Origin of the sequence: Pontivivens insulae, assembly GCF_900302495.1 — a bacterium.
Classification (GTDB): domain Bacteria; phylum Pseudomonadota; class Alphaproteobacteria; order Rhodobacterales; family Rhodobacteraceae; genus Pontivivens; species Pontivivens insulae.
Genome location: NZ_OMKW01000002.1, coordinates 538,749 through 553,237 on the forward strand (window position 1 = coordinate 538,749; position 14,489 = coordinate 553,237).

18 protein-coding genes are annotated in these 14,489 nt (G+C 61.5%); 13 read left to right on the top strand and 5 right to left on the bottom strand.

The window, feature by feature from the left end:
- Nucleotides 1–28 precede the first annotated feature (28 nt).
- Together POI8812_RS08045 and POI8812_RS08050 are read left to right on the top strand one after the other, a co-directional pair.
- A complete protein-coding gene (locus POI8812_RS08045) occupies nt 29–595 on the top strand; it encodes a DUF6151 family protein (RefSeq protein WP_108782036.1) in 567 nt (188 codons plus the stop codon).
- Nucleotides 592–942 (top strand): hypothetical protein, encoded by a 351-nt coding sequence (locus POI8812_RS08050; RefSeq protein WP_108782037.1) that lies wholly within the window; start codon nt 592–594, stop codon nt 940–942. Before POI8812_RS08045 ends, POI8812_RS08050 begins: the two co-directional genes overlap by 4 nt.
- A 469-nt stretch (nt 943–1,411) precedes the next feature.
- Here POI8812_RS08050 and POI8812_RS08055 read toward each other — a convergent pair whose 3' ends face one another.
- Genes POI8812_RS08055 through POI8812_RS17665 form a run of 4 tightly spaced genes read right to left on the bottom strand, consistent with a single transcriptional unit; the run spans nt 1,412 to nt 4,524 of the window.
- Nucleotides 1,412–1,885, bottom strand: a complete 474-nt coding sequence (locus tag POI8812_RS08055) for a hypothetical protein (protein WP_146186141.1) — start codon at nt 1,883–1,885, stop codon at nt 1,412–1,414.
- 14 nt (nt 1,886–1,899) lie between these two features.
- Nucleotides 1,900–2,826, bottom strand: a complete 927-nt coding sequence (locus POI8812_RS08060; protein ID WP_108782039.1) for a site-specific tyrosine recombinase XerD — start codon at nt 2,824–2,826, stop codon at nt 1,900–1,902.
- Nucleotides 2,823–4,394 (bottom strand): hypothetical protein, encoded by a 1,572-nt coding sequence (locus POI8812_RS08065; RefSeq protein WP_108782040.1) that lies wholly within the window; start codon nt 4,392–4,394, stop codon nt 2,823–2,825. Before POI8812_RS08065 ends, POI8812_RS08060 begins: the two co-directional genes overlap by 4 nt.
- A complete protein-coding gene (locus POI8812_RS17665; protein WP_162844953.1) occupies nt 4,387–4,524 on the bottom strand; it encodes a hypothetical protein in 138 nt (45 codons plus the stop codon). The genes POI8812_RS08065 and POI8812_RS17665 overlap by 8 nt, the downstream gene beginning before the upstream one ends.
- A 136-nt stretch (nt 4,525–4,660) precedes the next feature.
- Between POI8812_RS17665 and POI8812_RS08070 the strand changes: the two genes are divergently transcribed.
- The gene (locus tag POI8812_RS08070) at nt 4,661–5,203 is read left to right on the top strand and encodes a shikimate kinase (RefSeq protein WP_211310402.1); all 543 of its coding nucleotides are present in this window, start codon (nt 4,661–4,663) and stop codon (nt 5,201–5,203) included.
- The gene (gene aroB, locus POI8812_RS08075) at nt 5,203–6,342 is read left to right on the top strand and encodes a 3-dehydroquinate synthase (protein WP_108782042.1); all 1,140 of its coding nucleotides are present in this window, start codon (nt 5,203–5,205) and stop codon (nt 6,340–6,342) included. The genes POI8812_RS08070 and aroB overlap by 1 nt, the downstream gene beginning before the upstream one ends.
- Before the next feature lie 100 nt (nt 6,343–6,442).
- On the opposite strand, the gene POI8812_RS08080 is transcribed toward aroB, so the two are convergent.
- Nucleotides 6,443–7,096, bottom strand: coding sequence for an alpha/beta hydrolase (locus POI8812_RS08080; protein WP_108782043.1), 654 nt, complete (start codon nt 7,094–7,096; stop codon nt 6,443–6,445).
- Nucleotides 7,097–7,254: 158 nt separating this feature from the next.
- Here POI8812_RS08080 and iscR point away from each other — a divergent pair, with 158 nt between their 5' ends.
- The 9 genes from iscR (at nt 7,255) to POI8812_RS08125 (ending at nt 14,454) form a co-directional block, all read left to right on the top strand.
- Nucleotides 7,255–7,713 (top strand): Fe-S cluster assembly transcriptional regulator IscR, encoded by a 459-nt coding sequence (iscR, locus tag POI8812_RS08085; protein ID WP_108782044.1) that lies wholly within the window; start codon nt 7,255–7,257, stop codon nt 7,711–7,713.
- Nucleotides 7,710–8,753: a cysteine desulfurase family protein gene (locus POI8812_RS08090; protein WP_108782045.1), complete on the top strand. Its 1,044-nt coding sequence runs from the start codon at nt 7,710–7,712 to the stop codon at nt 8,751–8,753. Before iscR ends, POI8812_RS08090 begins: the two co-directional genes overlap by 4 nt.
- 44 nt (nt 8,754–8,797) lie before the next feature.
- The gene (gene sufB / locus POI8812_RS08095; protein WP_108782046.1) at nt 8,798–10,333 is read left to right on the top strand and encodes a Fe-S cluster assembly protein SufB; all 1,536 of its coding nucleotides are present in this window, start codon (nt 8,798–8,800) and stop codon (nt 10,331–10,333) included.
- A gap of 177 nt (nt 10,334–10,510) precedes the next feature.
- Nucleotides 10,511–10,771, top strand: coding sequence for a hypothetical protein (locus POI8812_RS08100; RefSeq protein WP_108782047.1), 261 nt, complete (start codon nt 10,511–10,513; stop codon nt 10,769–10,771).
- Nucleotides 10,768–11,088, top strand: a complete 321-nt coding sequence (locus tag POI8812_RS08105) for a heavy metal-binding domain-containing protein (RefSeq protein ID WP_108782048.1) — start codon at nt 10,768–10,770, stop codon at nt 11,086–11,088. Before POI8812_RS08100 ends, POI8812_RS08105 begins: the two co-directional genes overlap by 4 nt.
- A 5-nt stretch (nt 11,089–11,093) precedes the next feature.
- A complete protein-coding gene (gene sufC / locus POI8812_RS08110; RefSeq protein ID WP_108782049.1) occupies nt 11,094–11,849 on the top strand; it encodes a Fe-S cluster assembly ATPase SufC in 756 nt (251 codons plus the stop codon).
- A gap of 71 nt (nt 11,850–11,920) precedes the next feature.
- On the top strand, nt 11,921–13,138 hold the full coding sequence (locus POI8812_RS08115; protein WP_245895354.1) for a SufB/SufD family protein: 1,218 nt from the start codon (nt 11,921–11,923) through the stop codon (nt 13,136–13,138).
- Nucleotides 13,139–13,150: 12 nt separating this feature from the next.
- On the top strand, nt 13,151–13,753 hold the full coding sequence (locus POI8812_RS08120) for a YIP1 family protein (RefSeq protein WP_108782051.1): 603 nt from the start codon (nt 13,151–13,153) through the stop codon (nt 13,751–13,753).
- A 53-nt stretch (nt 13,754–13,806) separates the two neighbouring features.
- The gene (locus tag POI8812_RS08125; protein ID WP_108782052.1) at nt 13,807–14,454 is read left to right on the top strand and encodes a YIP1 family protein; all 648 of its coding nucleotides are present in this window, start codon (nt 13,807–13,809) and stop codon (nt 14,452–14,454) included.
- Nucleotides 14,455–14,489 lie beyond the last annotated feature (35 nt).

The following is a 14,489-nucleotide window of genomic DNA, read 5'->3' on the forward strand; positions in this document are numbered from 1 at the left end:
TGGGGCCTCCTCGAAATTGAGGCGCGATATGAGCGGAGATCATGAATTTTCCTGCAGATGCGGCGCGTTCCGTGCGCGGGTGGCCCCCGGCGGTCCATCCGGGGCCAACCGGGTGATCTGCTATTGCGAAAGCTGCCAGAAATTCGCGCGCGAATTGGGGGCGGAGGCCACATTGGTGGAGGGTGGCGGCTCTGACATCGTTCAGATCAGCAGCGCCCGGATCGACATTCTGGACGGATCGGAGAGCCTTGCCGCGCTCAAGCTGAGCGAGAAGGGGCCCGTGCGATGGCACACCACCTGCTGCAACACGCCGATTGGAGCCGCGGCAGGATCGGCGCGCATCCCGTTCATTGGTTTGAACAATGAAGTTGCGAAGTTGCCGGAGGCGATGACTGGTCCTGTGACGGCGCAGCTCTATCGCCGCAGCGCGACCAAGCGCGTCCCAGAGGTCGGTCAGGGCCAGGGGATGTTTGCGGTGATCCTGGGTTTTGCGCGGGTGATGATCCCGGCCATGCTGCGCGGCGATGGGGCGCGCTCTCCGTTTTACGGACCCAATCGAAAACCGATTGTGCGGGTGCGGAGGATCGAACCATGAGAGCGTGGGCCATAGCTTGCTGTGTCGCACTGCCGGTTGCGGCGCAAGAACCGGGGCAAATTGTCGATGAAGAGGTGTTCCGAGCCAATGCCCTCGACCGCGTGTGGCTGGCACCGGGGGGACAGGTGCAGATCTTTTCGGACGGAACACTGCGCGCGAACTGGGGTGGTCGGATCCTGAGCGCGGAATGGGAATGGCGGCAGGACAAGGGCATGATGTGCCGCGAAGGCGACTTCGACGGCGACCCGCGCCCCTATGAATGCCAGATCATCTCTTTCACTGAAGACGGGATCAGTATTTCAAGATTTGAGGGACGGGGGCCGACTTTTTTCTTTGTTGAGGAGTAGCGGGTCTGGCGATAGCGACACAGGCGGAATTGAGGGCTGTAAGAACGGAGGCCCGGAATGAGCCTGGCCGGACGCTGCATGTTCCACCACAGTTCCGGGCTTGACCCGGAACCTCACCGGTTGATCGGGGTTCTAGCTTCTGCAGGAACAGTGGTTTCAAGCGGCCTATCGGGACTCAGTGGCAAATGCGAGCAGCGAAGACATAGGCGCATTGATCCATAGGCTGCCGGAATGCTAGCAGGCTGTTATTCGCACTTGGTCGTTTGGCAGATTGTCGCTCCCCGGCCTCCGCGCCGGGGCCTCGGTTTGTGAAAGAGACCCCGGAGCAAGTCCGGGGCGTACGGTAGGTGGCATGACAAGGTTTTCGTCAAGCCGATTGCACTCACTCGCTGCAAGACTGGGCGCAGTCGTGTATTCAGCTTTCAGCAATCAGGGCAATTGCGTTTGGCGTCACATAAAGGCGCAGTTCCTAACTCCTTTGCCAAAACGTGATCTGATATCCAATGATATCATCAAAGTCATCGGGCCGATAGAACTCGACTTCGCAGGGCCGGTCCGGGAACTGAAGCGCGAGTTTGGCGGCATACATCTCAGCCAGCACCTCTCCGAGGTAGATGCAGCTTTCGACCGTAACTTCGCCCTCTGACAAGGCATTCATGTGAATGTCGCTGATGTGAATGTGATTGAGCATCTGTTCGATCGCGGCGGGTTCGGTGAGCTGCGCGCGCCATGCGTCAATCGAGCCAGCGTCCAAGCCAGGGCGTAGGATCAGGCCATCAACCAGTTGAAAGTCAGGCCAGAACAGGTCGGCATATCCAACGGCGAGCCAGTAGTTCCCCATCATCTCGGAATACGCCTCTGGCGTGACTGGAGGGGCTGATGTTCCGGCATTCCATTGATTGAGATGAATCCGGAAATCGGGCGGTATCTTGCGCTCGGCCATATCTTCTTTCCTCATCACTCCGCCAGCGGATGTTTTTCCAGCACCAGTTCCTTTAGTCGTTCATCCAGAACATGGGTGTAGATCTCGGTTGTGGAGATGTCGGCGTGGCCCAGCAGCATCTGGATGGCGCGCAGATCCGCGCCGCCTTGCAGGAGGTGCGTAGCGAAGGCGTGGCGGAGTTTGTGGGGGCTGATCTTTGTCGGGTCGAGACCAGCGGTCACAGCGATCTGTTTGAGTGTCTGAAAGAAGCTCACGCGGGTCAGGTGGCCTGACTTACCCCGGGACGGGAAGAGGAAGCGGCTTTTCGCAGCACCGCGGGGCAGGGCGTCCTCAGCCTTGTCGCGCAGCAAGAGCCATTCGCTGAGCGCCTCATGCGCCTCCGGTGACAGCGGCACCATACGATCGCGACCGCCCTTGCCCTTGACGAGGATCATGCGGGGTTGGCCGCGCACGGCTGCGACGGGCAGAGACACCAGTTCGGTCACCCGCAGGCCAGTGGCGTAGAGCAGTTCGAGGAGGGCCGTATTGCGCACGCGGTCGGCCGGGGTGCGCCCCGTGTTGCGGGCCGCGGCCAACAGCGCGTCCACATCCTCAATCGCGAGGGTGCCGGGCAGGGTGCGCGGCTTGCCCGGGCCGCGGATCAGCGCGGCGGGGTCGTCCGCGCGCCAACCTTCGAGAAACGCGAAGCGGAAGAGCTTTTTCACCGAAGACAATCGCCGGGCGCGGGTGGTCACGGCCATGCCCTCTGCCTCCTGCGCGGCGAGCCACCCCTCGATATCCTCGCGCTCGGCCTCAGCAGCAGGGCGGTTGCCCATGAACGCGATGAACAAAGAAATGTCGCGGTGATAGGCCTGCACGGTGTTGTCGGAGGCGTCATTTTCGGCCCGCATGGCATCAAGCAGCGCGGGCAGCCAGCGTTCTGCGGTGCCCGTCACACTCATAGTGGAGCTGTGAGCCAGAGGGTTTCGATGGCGATGCGTCGCGCGATTTCCGGCTGGATCGGCGCAAGTGCGGCGAGGACGGCGTGCAGATCGCCAAATTCTATTTCCGTTCCGGCATCGAGCACGCGCAGGGCGCGCAGGATCGCCTCCCCAACCTGCTCATCGGCGACCAGTTGGCGCGGGTCCGAGAGGTCGGCGCCCGGCGGCTCTGGCGCGGCGAAGGCGGAATAGGCAGCGAGGGCGCGCCGCTCTCGATCTGTGCGGGGGGCGATCGCCGGGGGTGGAATGCGGCGCTGCTCCAGAATGGCAATGGACAGTGCCTCAATCAGTGTCAGCTCTTCATCGCGCATCCAGTCGCGGGCCTGACCGGGTTTGTTGTCCAGCAGGAACCACGCCGCGAGCGTCGGGTTTGGCGCATCCGCAGGCAGGTCGGCAAGTTGCACCGCGAACTCGCGCGCGGCGGCCTGTCTCAGACCAAGTGGGGCGAAGGCCTCATCCACCGCTTCGACGGCCGCAATGATCTCTTCGACCGAGCCGATGCGCAGCGCGTCATCGAGGTCTTGCACAGCGCCCGAACGCCCCCACAGCCCGCCCGATGCCGCAGGACGGGCGCGCCGATAGGTGGCAAATAAGACGGGTGGTGGCAAATCCCCGCGCTGTACGAGCGCCTCCGCCGCCTCGATCCGGGCACGCAGCGTGCGATTGCCCGACAGATCACCGTCGAGATAGGCCAGTGGCAACGTACCCGGCGGGCGCGGCTGGCCAATGGCTTCGCGCAGGGCGAAATCGAGCGGGGTCAGCGCCTCCGGCACATCAAGTTCAAAGCCGGTCTCAAACATTTCGGGGTCGAGAAACCAGGCGAGGTGATCTGCCCGGATCGGATCAATCTCTTCCAGTGCCGTCGCGATGCGGTAGAGGAACGCGGCCTCGTGCCACCGGCCCAGACGTGCGGCGCACCAGATCTGGCTCTCCACATTTGGCGCAAGTTCGGTCTGATTGAGCAATGTGCTGCACACGCGGTCATCGCGCCCCGTCAGTACGCCAATGTCGAAAGCAAGCTCGGTCACTTGCAGGTCGGGCTGTTCGGCGCGGTTCAGCATCGCCTCCGCGGCGTCGAGCGCGCCGGTGTCGAGCAGCCGTTCGATGCGTACGCCAAGAACCAGTCCGGGTGGACCTTGCGGGGGGCGTGCCTCGGCCAGCAGGATGCGGTTGAACAAGTGGCGCGAGGCGGGGACGCCGGTGTTCTTAATGTTGCGCAGCAGGGTCGCAATGATCCCCGCGGGCGCATCACCCCAAAGCGTGACCGGCAACCCGGTGATCCGGCTGGGCAGGAGCCCCAGTGCATCGGTCGTGAGACCGGGCAGGGGCTGTTCTTCGACCGCTCCGAAATAGCTGCGCAACCGATCCTGTTCGACGGTCGGGCGGGGCCGCGGCTGGGTCGCCACCTCCCGCGTAAGCCATTCGAGCGGGGATTGTCGTTCGGTGCTGCGGGCGGGGCCGTCTTGCGCGCTCAGCGGCGCGGCGGCGAGCGCAAGCGCGAGGGTCGCGCGGACCAGTCCCTTACGCATCCGGGCTGAGATCAACTTCGACCTCGATCGGCGTGTTCGGCGCCTCGGGCGGCACAAAGATGGAGTAAATCGCAAAACCCGCTGCGCAAAGCAGCAGAAGAAGGATGAGATAGCTCAGAAATCGGATCACTGCGCGTGCTCCCAAATGCCTGTACGCAAAACTGCTTGCCCGTTCGGGTCAATTTTGACAGATGCTAACCCGACGTGGCGACGTGGTCCAGCATATGGGCGTGATCGCCAGACGGGACAAGCCGGGGAGCAGGCCAATGGCACCGGAAACAACGCTGACGCGGCCCATCGTATTGATCGGGCTGATGGGAGCGGGCAAAACGAGCGTTGGGCGCAAGCTCGCCTCGGCGCTGCGGGTGCCTTTCCGGGACAGCGACGCAGAAATCGTGAAGGCGGCAGGGCAGAGCATTCCGCAAATCTTCGCCACACTCGGGGAACCTGCATTCCGGGATGGGGAACGTCGGGTCATCGCCCGGCTTCTGGGCGAGAAACCCAGCATCATCGCGACCGGTGGCGGTGCCTGGATGGATGCGGAAACCCGCGCGGCGGTCGCTGCCCAGGGGACGAGCATCTGGATCGACGCGACGGTTGAGACATTGTGGAACCGAGTGCGGGACAAGACAGGCCGTCCACTGCTGGACGAACCCGATCCGCGCGGTGTTCTGGAAGCGCTCGCCGCTGCGCGCTACCCGGTCTACGCACAGGCCGAACTGCGCGTCTTGTCAGAGGCCGGACAAACCCATGAGGCGATGGTGGATCGGATCATCGCCGCGCTGAAATCAGCAGGTAAGATTGCATAATGACCCTCTCCCAAGCTTTTGATACTCAATGTGAAACGGTCCGCGTCGAACTCGGCGATCGCAGCTATGATATCGTGATCGGTGCCGATGTTCTGACAGAGGCGGGTGCGCGCATCGCGCCCCTTTTGAAACGTCCGAAAGTCGCCATTCTGACGGAGAGCCGCGTTGCCGGGCTGCATCTAAACGCGCTGCAAGTCTCGCTAAAGGCCGCCGGGATCGAAAGTACAGCGCTGGAACTGGCGCCGGGAGAGGCCACAAAGGGTTGGGCTGGCCTGCAACAGGCCGTTGAGTGGCTGCTGGAGCAAAAGGTTGAGCGGGATGACATCGTTGTCGCCTTTGGGGGGGGCGTCATTGGCGATCTGGCCGGGTTTGCCGCGGCGATCCTGCGGCGGGGCGTGCGGTTCGTGCAAATCCCGACATCTCTTCTTGCTCAGGTCGACAGTTCGGTTGGCGGAAAGACTGGGATCAATTCGCCCCAGGGCAAAAACCTTATCGGGGCGTTTCACCAACCTCATCTTGTGCTGGCGGATACCGCGTTGCTGGGCACATTGACGGAACGGGACTTTCTGGCCGGCTATGGTGAGGTCGTCAAATATGGCCTGCTGGGGGACGCTGCCTTTTTTGACTGGATGGAACGGGAAGGCCCGCGCCTTGCCGCCGGGGATATGGCAGCGCGTGCCCGCGCGGTGCGCCGATCTTGCGAGATGAAGGCAGAGATTGTCGCGCGCGACGAACAGGAGCGTGGCGATCGTGCGCTGCTCAATCTCGGTCACACCTTCGGCCACGCGCTTGAGGCGGCAACGGGTTATTCTGATCGTTTGCTGCATGGTGAGGGCGTGGCGGTTGGCTGCGTGTTGGCCTTTGAATTGTCGAGCCGCCTCGGCTTATGCCCGCAAGAAGCGCCCGGACGGGTCGCGGCCCATCTGACGATGATGGGCATGAAGGTCCGTCTGGGCGACATTGACGGGGCCTTGCCAGATGCTGACGGCCTGATCGCTTTGATGGGGCAGGACAAGAAAGTGCAAGATGGGCAGATCACCTTCATCCTCGCCCGTGCCATCGGGGAGGCTTTTGTGGCCCGTGACGTCGATTTGAGTGTGGTGCGTGATCTTCTGACGGAAGAGTTGGCCGCGCGCTAAGGCGCGACGCCCGCCGGTCACGGGAACAAAGAAAGGGCCGCCCATATTCCGGGGCGGCCCTTCTTCTTGGCTCAAATATCCCCGCCGGAGGCGGACAAACCTAGCGGATATGCGGTTCGGTCTGACGCTTGCGGACGTAGTCCTGAACGTTGCCGATCATCTCATCCATGCCATTCTCAAAGAAATGGCCCGCGCCGGGCACGGTTTGATGGGTGACCGTGATGCCTTTTTGCTGTTGCAGCTTCTCGGCAAGGCCCGTGACGTCGGCGGGAGGAACAACGCGGTCCGCCTCGCCATTGATGATCAGGCCTGATGAAGGGCAGGGCGCAAGGAAAGTGAAGTCATACATATTCGCGGGCGGCGCGACAGAGATGAAGCCCGCCACTTCCGGCCGTCGCATCAACAGCTGCATGCCAATCCACGCGCCGAAAGAGAATCCCGCAACCCAGCATTGGCGGGAATTCGGGTTGAGCGACTGAAGGTAATCCAATGCGCTCGCCGCGTCCGACAATTCACCGATGCCCTGATCATATTCGCCTTGGCTTCTGCCCACTCCACGGAAGTTGAACCGCAGGACGGTAAAGCCCATGTCATGGAAGGCGTAATGCAGGTTGTAGACCACCTTGTTGTTCATCGTGCCGCCGAATTTCGGGTGCGGGTGGAGGATGATCGCAATGGGCGCGTCTTTTGATTTTTGCGGGTGGTAGCGTCCTTCGAGGCGTCCTTCGGGTCCGGGGAAGATCACCTCGGGCATGGGTGCCACCTTTCTCTTATCTTGTCCTGCCGCGAATGCTTGACGAAAGCGGTCAGGTTACCTAGAATTATTCTAAACAGAGCGCTGCGCACTCTTCCGAGACCCGGAGGTAGTCGCTGGCGGGTTTTGCGTCAATAGCGCTGACGAAAGGCGGGGTCATGAAGCTGAGCACCAAAGGGCGTTACGCGATGATTGCGCTGGCTGATCTGGCCGCTCAGCCACAGGACGTGCTGGTGACCTTGTCGGAAATTTCCGAGCGTCAGGATATTTCTCTGGCTTATCTGGAACAGCTTTTTGTGAAGTTGCGCCGGGCGGGTCTGGTGGAATCTGTGCGCGGGCCCGGTGGGGGGTATCGTATCGCGCGCAATCCCGAAACGATCCGGGTGAGCGAGATCCTGACCGCTGTGGACGAAACGATGAATGCGATGGCGCGCGGGGCCGGTGCCTCTGGCGCGACGGGCGGGACGGAGGCGCAGGCGCTGACGGACAAGCTGTGGGAACAGTTGTCGGCCCATGTCTATGTCTTCCTGCACCAAACCCGGCTGAGCGATATTACCGGCAACCAGCTCGCCCCGTGTCCGGCTGTGCCCGCACTGTTTGATCTGGTGGACGAATGAGCCGGGTCTACCTTGACTGGAACGCAACCGCACCTTTGCGGCCGGAGGCACGGGCGGCGATGCTGTCCGCGATGGAGGCTGTCGGCAATCCATCCTCCGTTCATGCCGAAGGGCGTGGCGCCAAGGCGATTGTTGAGCGGGCGCGTGCGCAGATCGCAGCAGCCGTCGGGGCATCCAATTCAGATATCGTCTTCACATCGGGCGCGACGGAGGCCGCAGCGTTGGCTCTGGCGGGGCGTGATTTGGCGAGTGCGGCGGTTGAACATGATTGCGTTGGCGCGTGGACTCACGGGGACTTGTCTGTTGATCAATACGGTGCTGTGGAGGTGAGCGATCCTGCGCAAAGCACTGTTCAGGTTGCTAATTCCGAGACGGGCGTAGTTGCTGTTTTGCCCGAAGGGCTGGCGGTGACGGACGCCGTGCAGGCCATTGGAAAGGTGCCATTCGCCTTTTCCTGGTCCGGTGCGGATATGGCCTTTGTGTCAGCGCATAAATTTGGGGGGCCGAAAGGCGTCGGCGCTTTGGTCCTGAAACAGGGGCTCGATCCCAAGGCGCTGCTGAAGGGCGGCGGTCAGGAGATGGGCTGGCGTGCGGGCACCGAGAATATCATTGGCATCGCAGGGATGGGCGCGGCAGCGGAGGCTGCTCTGCGTGATCTTGAGGCTGGTGTCATGGACGCTGTAGCAGAGCGGCGCGACGCACTGGAGGTGCGGTTGAAGGCCGGGTGCCCAGACCTCATCTTGATGGGAGAGGGGGCAAAGCGCCTGCCCAACACCTCGTGCTTTGCGGTGCCCGGTTGGAAGGGTGAGACGCAGGTGATGCAGATGGATTTGGCCGGATTTGCGATTTCTGCCGGGTCAGCCTGTTCAAGTGGAAAAGTGAAGGCCTCAAAGGTGATCCGCGCGATGGGTCATGACGAATTAACTGCAAGCAGTGTTGTGCGCGTCTCGATCGGGACGGACACGACAATGGATGAACTGGACAGCTTCGCCACGGCCTGGCTGCGCCAATACGAGAAATTTCGCGCCCGCGCGGCGTGACGGATTGATTTGCACGATTGCTGCAAAAGCAAGGGGATAGACAGATGACTGCTCTGGATGAAGCTCAAGTCGATATCGGCCAGGTCAAGGATGGCGTGGAAGAAGAGACCGTCGCCGCTGTGCAGTCCCTTGCGGGCAAGTACAAATATGGCTGGGAAACCGATATCGAGATGGAATACGCCCCCAAAGGGCTGACCGAGGATATTGTCCGCCTGATCTCGGCCAAGAATGACGAGCCGGAATGGATGCTGGAGTGGCGTCTTGAGGCGTATCGCCGCTGGCTCAAGATGGATGAGCCCGAGTGGGCGATGGTCGATTATCCCAAGATCGACTTTCAGGATCAGTATTACTATGCGCGGCCTGCGAGCATGGCGGAGAAGCCAAAGTCGCTCGACGAAGTCGACCCCAAGCTGCTGGCGACCTATGAAAAGCTTGGTATCCCGCTGAAGGAGCAGATGATCCTCGCCGGTGTCGAAGGCGCGGAAAACATGGATCCGGGCCGTAAGGTTGCTGTGGATGCTGTGTTTGACAGCGTCTCCGTCGGCACGACCTTCAAAGATGAGCTGGCCAAGGCGGGCGTGATCTTTTGCTCGATCTCTGAGGCGATCAAGGATCACCCAGAACTGGTGAAGAAATATCTCGGCTCGGTGATCCCGACTTCTGACAACTACTATGCGACGCTGAATGCTGCCGTGTTCTCGGACGGGTCGTTCGTATATGTGCCGGAAGGGACGAAGTGCCCGATGGAGCTGAGCACCTATTTCCGCATCAATGCGGAGAATACGGGCCAGTTCGAGCGCACGCTGATCATCGCGGACAAGGGTTCCTATGTGAGCTATCTTGAAGGCTGCACCGCGCCGCAGCGGGATACGGCGCAGCTGCACGCGGCCTGTGTGGAACTTGTGGCGCTGGAAGATGCCGAGATCAAATACTCCACCGTCCAGAACTGGTTCCCCGGCGATGAAGAGGGCAAGGGCGGCATCTATAACTTTGTGACCAAGCGCGCCGATTGCCGGGGCGACCGCTCGAAGGTGATGTGGACGCAGGTCGAGACCGGCTCCGCCGTGACCTGGAAATATCCGTCCTGCATCCTGCGCGGGGAGGAAAGCCAGGGTGAGTTCTACTCCATCGCCATCGCCAACAACTATCAGCAGGCCGATACCGGCACGAAGATGGTGCATCTGGGCAAGAACACGAAGTCCCGGATCGTTTCGAAGGGGATTTCGGCGGGCAAGGCGCAGAACACCTATCGCGGGCTGGTGTCGATGCACCCCAAGGCGAAGAACTCGCGCAACTACACGCAGTGCGACAGCTTGCTGATCGGCGATAAGTGCGGGGCGCACACGGTTCCGTATATCGAGGTGAAGAACAATTCCTCGCGGGTCGAGCATGAGGCAACGACCTCCAAGGTCGATGACGACCAGCTCTTCTACTGCCGCCAGCGCGGCATGGACGAGGAGGAGGCCGTGGCACTCGTCGTGAACGGCTTCTGCAAAGAGGTGCTTCAGGCGCTGCCGATGGAGTTCGCTATGGAAGCGCAGGCGCTGGTCGCGATCTCCCTTGAGGGGAGCGTGGGGTGAGCACTTCGCAGAAAGTGGAAGCGATAGAGCGCAGTTCAGGACAAATAATGCATTTCGCAAACTACCTGAGGGCAGCGACCGGCCCGAGGGTGGGCGAGAAGCGCCCGCCCTGTGGGGCGGGTCGGGCGCTGCCCGGCGGTGCCCGCCGGGCGGAGCATTCGATTGGAGACCTCTGACATGAAACACCTCTGGGGCGCGACCATCATTGCGGTGGTTATCTATTTCATCCTGTCGTTCTTCTCCGATCTGTGGTTCGGGGTGCCGAACCAGCAGACCATCGGGATTGCGCTGCGGGCCGGGGCGAAGGCGCTGATCCTCGGGGTGATCTTCCACTATGTGCACTCTTTCGTGGCGCACATGTTGGGCTGGTATGACTACGATCCGGAGCTTGATGCGCCGCGCCGCAAGCCTGAGCCGGTGGCGGAGGAACAGGAATGATCGTCTCCACCACCACGACCCTCGAAGGGCATCGGATCACCGAATATCGCGGAATTGTCACGGGTGAGGCGATCATGGGCGCAAATGTCTTCCGCGATTTCTTCGCGGGTATCAGTGACATCATCGGGGGCCGCTCCGGCGCCTATGAGGGATCGCTCAAGAAAGCGCGGGAAACCGCAATGGCAGAGATGGAGGCCGAAGCGGCACGGCTGGGCTGTGACGCGGTGGTCGGAGTGGACCTCGACTATGAGGTTCTTGGAGAAAAAGGCGGCATGCTGATGGTGAGCGTCAGCGGCACAGCTGTGAAGTTGGGATAAGAAATATGCTTGAGATCAAGAACCTGCACGTGAAACTTGGAGAGGAAGACAAGGTCATCCTCAAAGGTGTGAACCTGACCGTCGAGGCGGGCAAGGTGCACGCGATCATGGGGCCGAACGGCTCTGGCAAGTCCACGCTCAGCTATGTCCTGTCGGGCCGTGAGGGCTATGAAGTGACGGATGGCTCAGCCTCCCTTGCCGGTGAAGAACTGCTGGAAATGGAGCCGGAGGAGCGCGCGGCGCTCGGCCTGTTCCTCGCGTTCCAGTACCCGGTGGAGATCCCCGGCGTGGGCAACATGACATTTCTGCGTACGGCGGTGAACGCCCAACGCAAAGCGCGCGGGGAGGAGGAGCTTTCGGCGGCCGAATTCCTCAAAGTCGTGCGCGAAAAGGCGAAGAGCCTGAAGATTGACGCGGATATGCTGAAGCGTCCGGTCAATGTGGGCTTCTCGGGTGGTGAGAAGAAGCGCAACGAGATACTGCAGATGGCAATGCTTGAGCCGAAGATGTGCATTCTGGACGAGACGGATTCGGGCCTCGACGTGGACGCGATGAAGCTCGTCTCCGAGGGTGTGAATGCCCTGCGGGACGAGGGGCGTGGCTTCCTTGTGATCACGCACTATCAGCGCCTGCTCGACCACATCAAACCCGATGTGGTGCACATCATGGCCGATGGCCGCATCGTGAAGACCGGTGGGCCGGAGCTGGCGCTCGAAGTTGAGAACAATGGCTATGCCGACATTCTGGCGGAGGTCGCCTGATGGCTGTTCTGAAACCAACATTGAAGGCCAAGGGGCCATTGTCGGTCGAGGGGCTGCTGGCCCGGCACCCGATGGGCGGGCCCGGTGCAAAATGGGCGGAGAGCGCGCGGGCTGCGGCGCGGGCGCGGCTCGAAGGGTTTGGCGCGCCCCAGCGGCGTGACGAATATTGGAAATTCACCAATCCAGTGAAACTGGTCGGCGACGCAGTCAAAGCGTTCGCGATGGATCCAGATGACGTGTTTGGCGAGGTGGATGCACTGTCCCTCGTCTTTGTGGACGGTGTGTTCGATGCGGATGCGTCCGACTCTCTTGAGGGCGAAAGCCTTGAGATCGCAACATTGTCGCAGGCTCTGTCGGCCGATATTCACTGGGCCTCCGAGCTGTATGGCAAGCTGGAGGAGCGGGGTCAGAACCCTGTGCCGCGTGAGCTGGCAGCGCTCAACACGGCGGTCGCGCAGGAAGGGATCGTGATCCGGGCAACGGGAAAGGTCGCGCGACCGGTGCGGTTTTCCTATATCCACCGCGATGACGCCTCTGACGCTGTGATCCACAACCTCGTTAAAGTGGAGGCTGGTGCGGAAATCACGATCCTCGAAAGCGGCCCCGCTGCCGCGCGCTTCAACAAGCAGTTCGAGATCGACATCGCGGATGGTGGTGCATTGCATCATGTCCGCGCGCAGGGGCGTGACCACGATCGGCTGGCCTTTACGGCGATGTTCACCCGCCTTGGTCAAGAGAGTGTCTACAAATCCTTCACGCTGACCGCTAATGGCGTGCTGACCCGCAATGAGCAGGTGATCGAGATCACCGGTGACGATGCTGTTGCCCATGTGGCTGGTGCCTGTGCAGGTGAGGGTGACTTCCACCACGATGACACTGTGTTCATCACCCATGATGCGGTGAATTGTGAAAGCCGTCAGGTCTTTAAGAAGGTGCTGAAATCCGGGGCAACCGGTGTGTTTCAGGGCAAAATCCTCGTGAAGGAAGATGCGCAGAAAACCGATGGCTACCAGATATCACAAGGTTTGCTGCTCGATGATGACAGCCAATTCCTCGCCAAGCCGGAGCTTGAAATCTACGCCGATGATGTTGCGTGCTCGCATGGGTCGACCTGTGGCGGTCTGGATGAAACCGGCCTGTTCTATCTGTTGAGCCGGGGCGTGCCCCGCCGCGACGCCCAGAACATGCTCGTCATCGCGTTCATGGATGAGGCCGTGCAGGAGATCGAGGATGAGGACTTGCAGGAGTTGATCCGCAACCGCATCGCGAGCTGGCTCGACAAGCACTAAGAGGGGCCCTTCATGAGCCTTGTGAATGAAGTCTTCGCCGCGTGGGGCAACCCCCGCGCGGCTATGGCACGCCGGCTTGATGCAGGCGATGGCGAAGAGCGCGCCCTGTTCTACCTGATGGTTGCCCTGACCATTCAGGCCGTGGCCAGCCTTCCAGAGACTGTGATGCTGGCCGGTCAGGCGGGAAGTCCCGAAGATGAGATCGGCCCGCTCACCTTCGCAAGTTTTACCTTCCGCATTATCGTCGGTGCATTGGTGATGTATGCGCTCGGCGCCGCGGCCCACGGCGTGGCCCGGCTTTTCAAGGGGCAGGGCAGCTGGTTCGGTGCCCGTCTGGCCCTGTTCTGGTCGCTGTTTTCGGCCGCGCCGTTCTATCTGCTCGCCGGGGGGATCCTGGCGGTTGCCTTGGTCCTGAATGTCCCTGTTCTGGTCGAGGGCGCGTGGATCCTCGGGATTGCGGCCCAGCTCGTCTTTCTTTGGGTTTGGGCCGGATCGATCGCCGAGGTTGAGGGCTTCCGCCGACCTTTTGTCGTAGCGCTTGTGATTGGTGGGATCGTTCTGGTCGTGCTGGTTGTTTTCGCGGTAACCTCTGGTGGTGGAAGCGGGATTGCCTGATTTCTGCCCATATTCGAGCCGACACTCAGGGCAAACTCTGGGGGGAGATGCGCATGTCCGACGATTTCGAGGTCACACACGGTCACTACGAAGAGCGGCACGCAGGGCTCGCGTGGCGGATTGTGGATGCGTGGCGCGACATGTCGGGGTCAACCCATCGGTTAATCCGCGAGGATCCGCCCGAGGGCCGGTTGCTGTTCTACGTTCTGATGGCGGATATCGTCGTATTCCTCAGCTGGGCCTTGAAAACCGTGGTCGTCCCGCATCCAGATGCGCCGATCCCGTTGCAGGTCAGCCTCGTTCTGGTGCTGGCGCTGATGCTGCGCACCACGGCGATGTATGTGTTCGCCGGTGTCGCCGGGTTTATCGTCGGACTGTTTGGCGGGACCGGCAGCTATCGCGACGTCCGGGCGGGCGTGTTCTGGGGCGCACTGGTTGCCGCACCGTTCAGCCTGCTGGCCGCGCTGATTTCCGTCTCACTCGCAGCGACGGGCAGCGGGGGCGAGCAATTTATCCTGCCGCTCTACTGGATCAGCATGATCCCGTTCGTCTGGTATATCTCGGCCGGTCTGGCCGAGGCCCGCAATGTCCGTGTGGCCCCCGTTTTCCTTGGTCTAACACTTGCCACGTGCGGCGCGCTGTTCCTGGCACTCTATGCCAGTGCGGTTGGTTGGATCAGCCTGCCGACCGGCATGCACTAGGGCTGCGGCCAAAGGGCACTTTTGCCCGCCTTCAC

What these genes read in the sequence shown, in the direction of transcription:
- aroB (WP_108782042.1), top strand. Translation starts at nt 5,203, where the DNA reads ATGACCCTCTCCCAAGCTTTTGATACTCAATGTGAAACGGTCCGCGTC.
- POI8812_RS08070 (WP_211310402.1), top strand. Translation starts at nt 4,661, where the DNA reads ATGGCACCGGAAACAACGCTGACGCGGCCCATCGTATTGATCGGGCTG.
- POI8812_RS08100 (WP_108782047.1), top strand. Translation starts at nt 10,511, where the DNA reads ATGAAACACCTCTGGGGCGCGACCATCATTGCGGTGGTTATCTATTTC.
- sufC (WP_108782049.1), top strand. Translation starts at nt 11,094, where the DNA reads ATGCTTGAGATCAAGAACCTGCACGTGAAACTTGGAGAGGAAGACAAG.
- POI8812_RS08080 (WP_108782043.1), bottom strand. Translation starts at nt 7,096, where the DNA reads ATGCCCGAGGTGATCTTCCCCGGACCCGAAGGACGCCTCGAAGGACGC.
- iscR (WP_108782044.1), top strand. Translation starts at nt 7,255, where the DNA reads ATGAAGCTGAGCACCAAAGGGCGTTACGCGATGATTGCGCTGGCTGAT.
- POI8812_RS08105 (WP_108782048.1), top strand. Translation starts at nt 10,768, where the DNA reads ATGATCGTCTCCACCACCACGACCCTCGAAGGGCATCGGATCACCGAA.
- POI8812_RS08120 (WP_108782051.1), top strand. Translation starts at nt 13,151, where the DNA reads ATGAGCCTTGTGAATGAAGTCTTCGCCGCGTGGGGCAACCCCCGCGCG.
- POI8812_RS08045 (WP_108782036.1), top strand. Translation starts at nt 29, where the DNA reads ATGAGCGGAGATCATGAATTTTCCTGCAGATGCGGCGCGTTCCGTGCG.
- POI8812_RS08050 (WP_108782037.1), top strand. Translation starts at nt 592, where the DNA reads ATGAGAGCGTGGGCCATAGCTTGCTGTGTCGCACTGCCGGTTGCGGCG.
- POI8812_RS08115 (WP_245895354.1), top strand. Translation starts at nt 11,921, where the DNA reads ATGGGCGGGCCCGGTGCAAAATGGGCGGAGAGCGCGCGGGCTGCGGCG.
- POI8812_RS08065 (WP_108782040.1), bottom strand. Translation starts at nt 4,394, where the DNA reads ATGCGTAAGGGACTGGTCCGCGCGACCCTCGCGCTTGCGCTCGCCGCC.
- POI8812_RS08060 (WP_108782039.1), bottom strand. Translation starts at nt 2,826, where the DNA reads ATGAGTGTGACGGGCACCGCAGAACGCTGGCTGCCCGCGCTGCTTGAT.
- POI8812_RS08055 (WP_146186141.1), bottom strand. Translation starts at nt 1,885, where the DNA reads ATGGCCGAGCGCAAGATACCGCCCGATTTCCGGATTCATCTCAATCAA.
- sufB (WP_108782046.1), top strand. Translation starts at nt 8,798, where the DNA reads ATGACTGCTCTGGATGAAGCTCAAGTCGATATCGGCCAGGTCAAGGAT.
- POI8812_RS08125 (WP_108782052.1), top strand. Translation starts at nt 13,807, where the DNA reads ATGTCCGACGATTTCGAGGTCACACACGGTCACTACGAAGAGCGGCAC.
- POI8812_RS08090 (WP_108782045.1), top strand. Translation starts at nt 7,710, where the DNA reads ATGAGCCGGGTCTACCTTGACTGGAACGCAACCGCACCTTTGCGGCCG.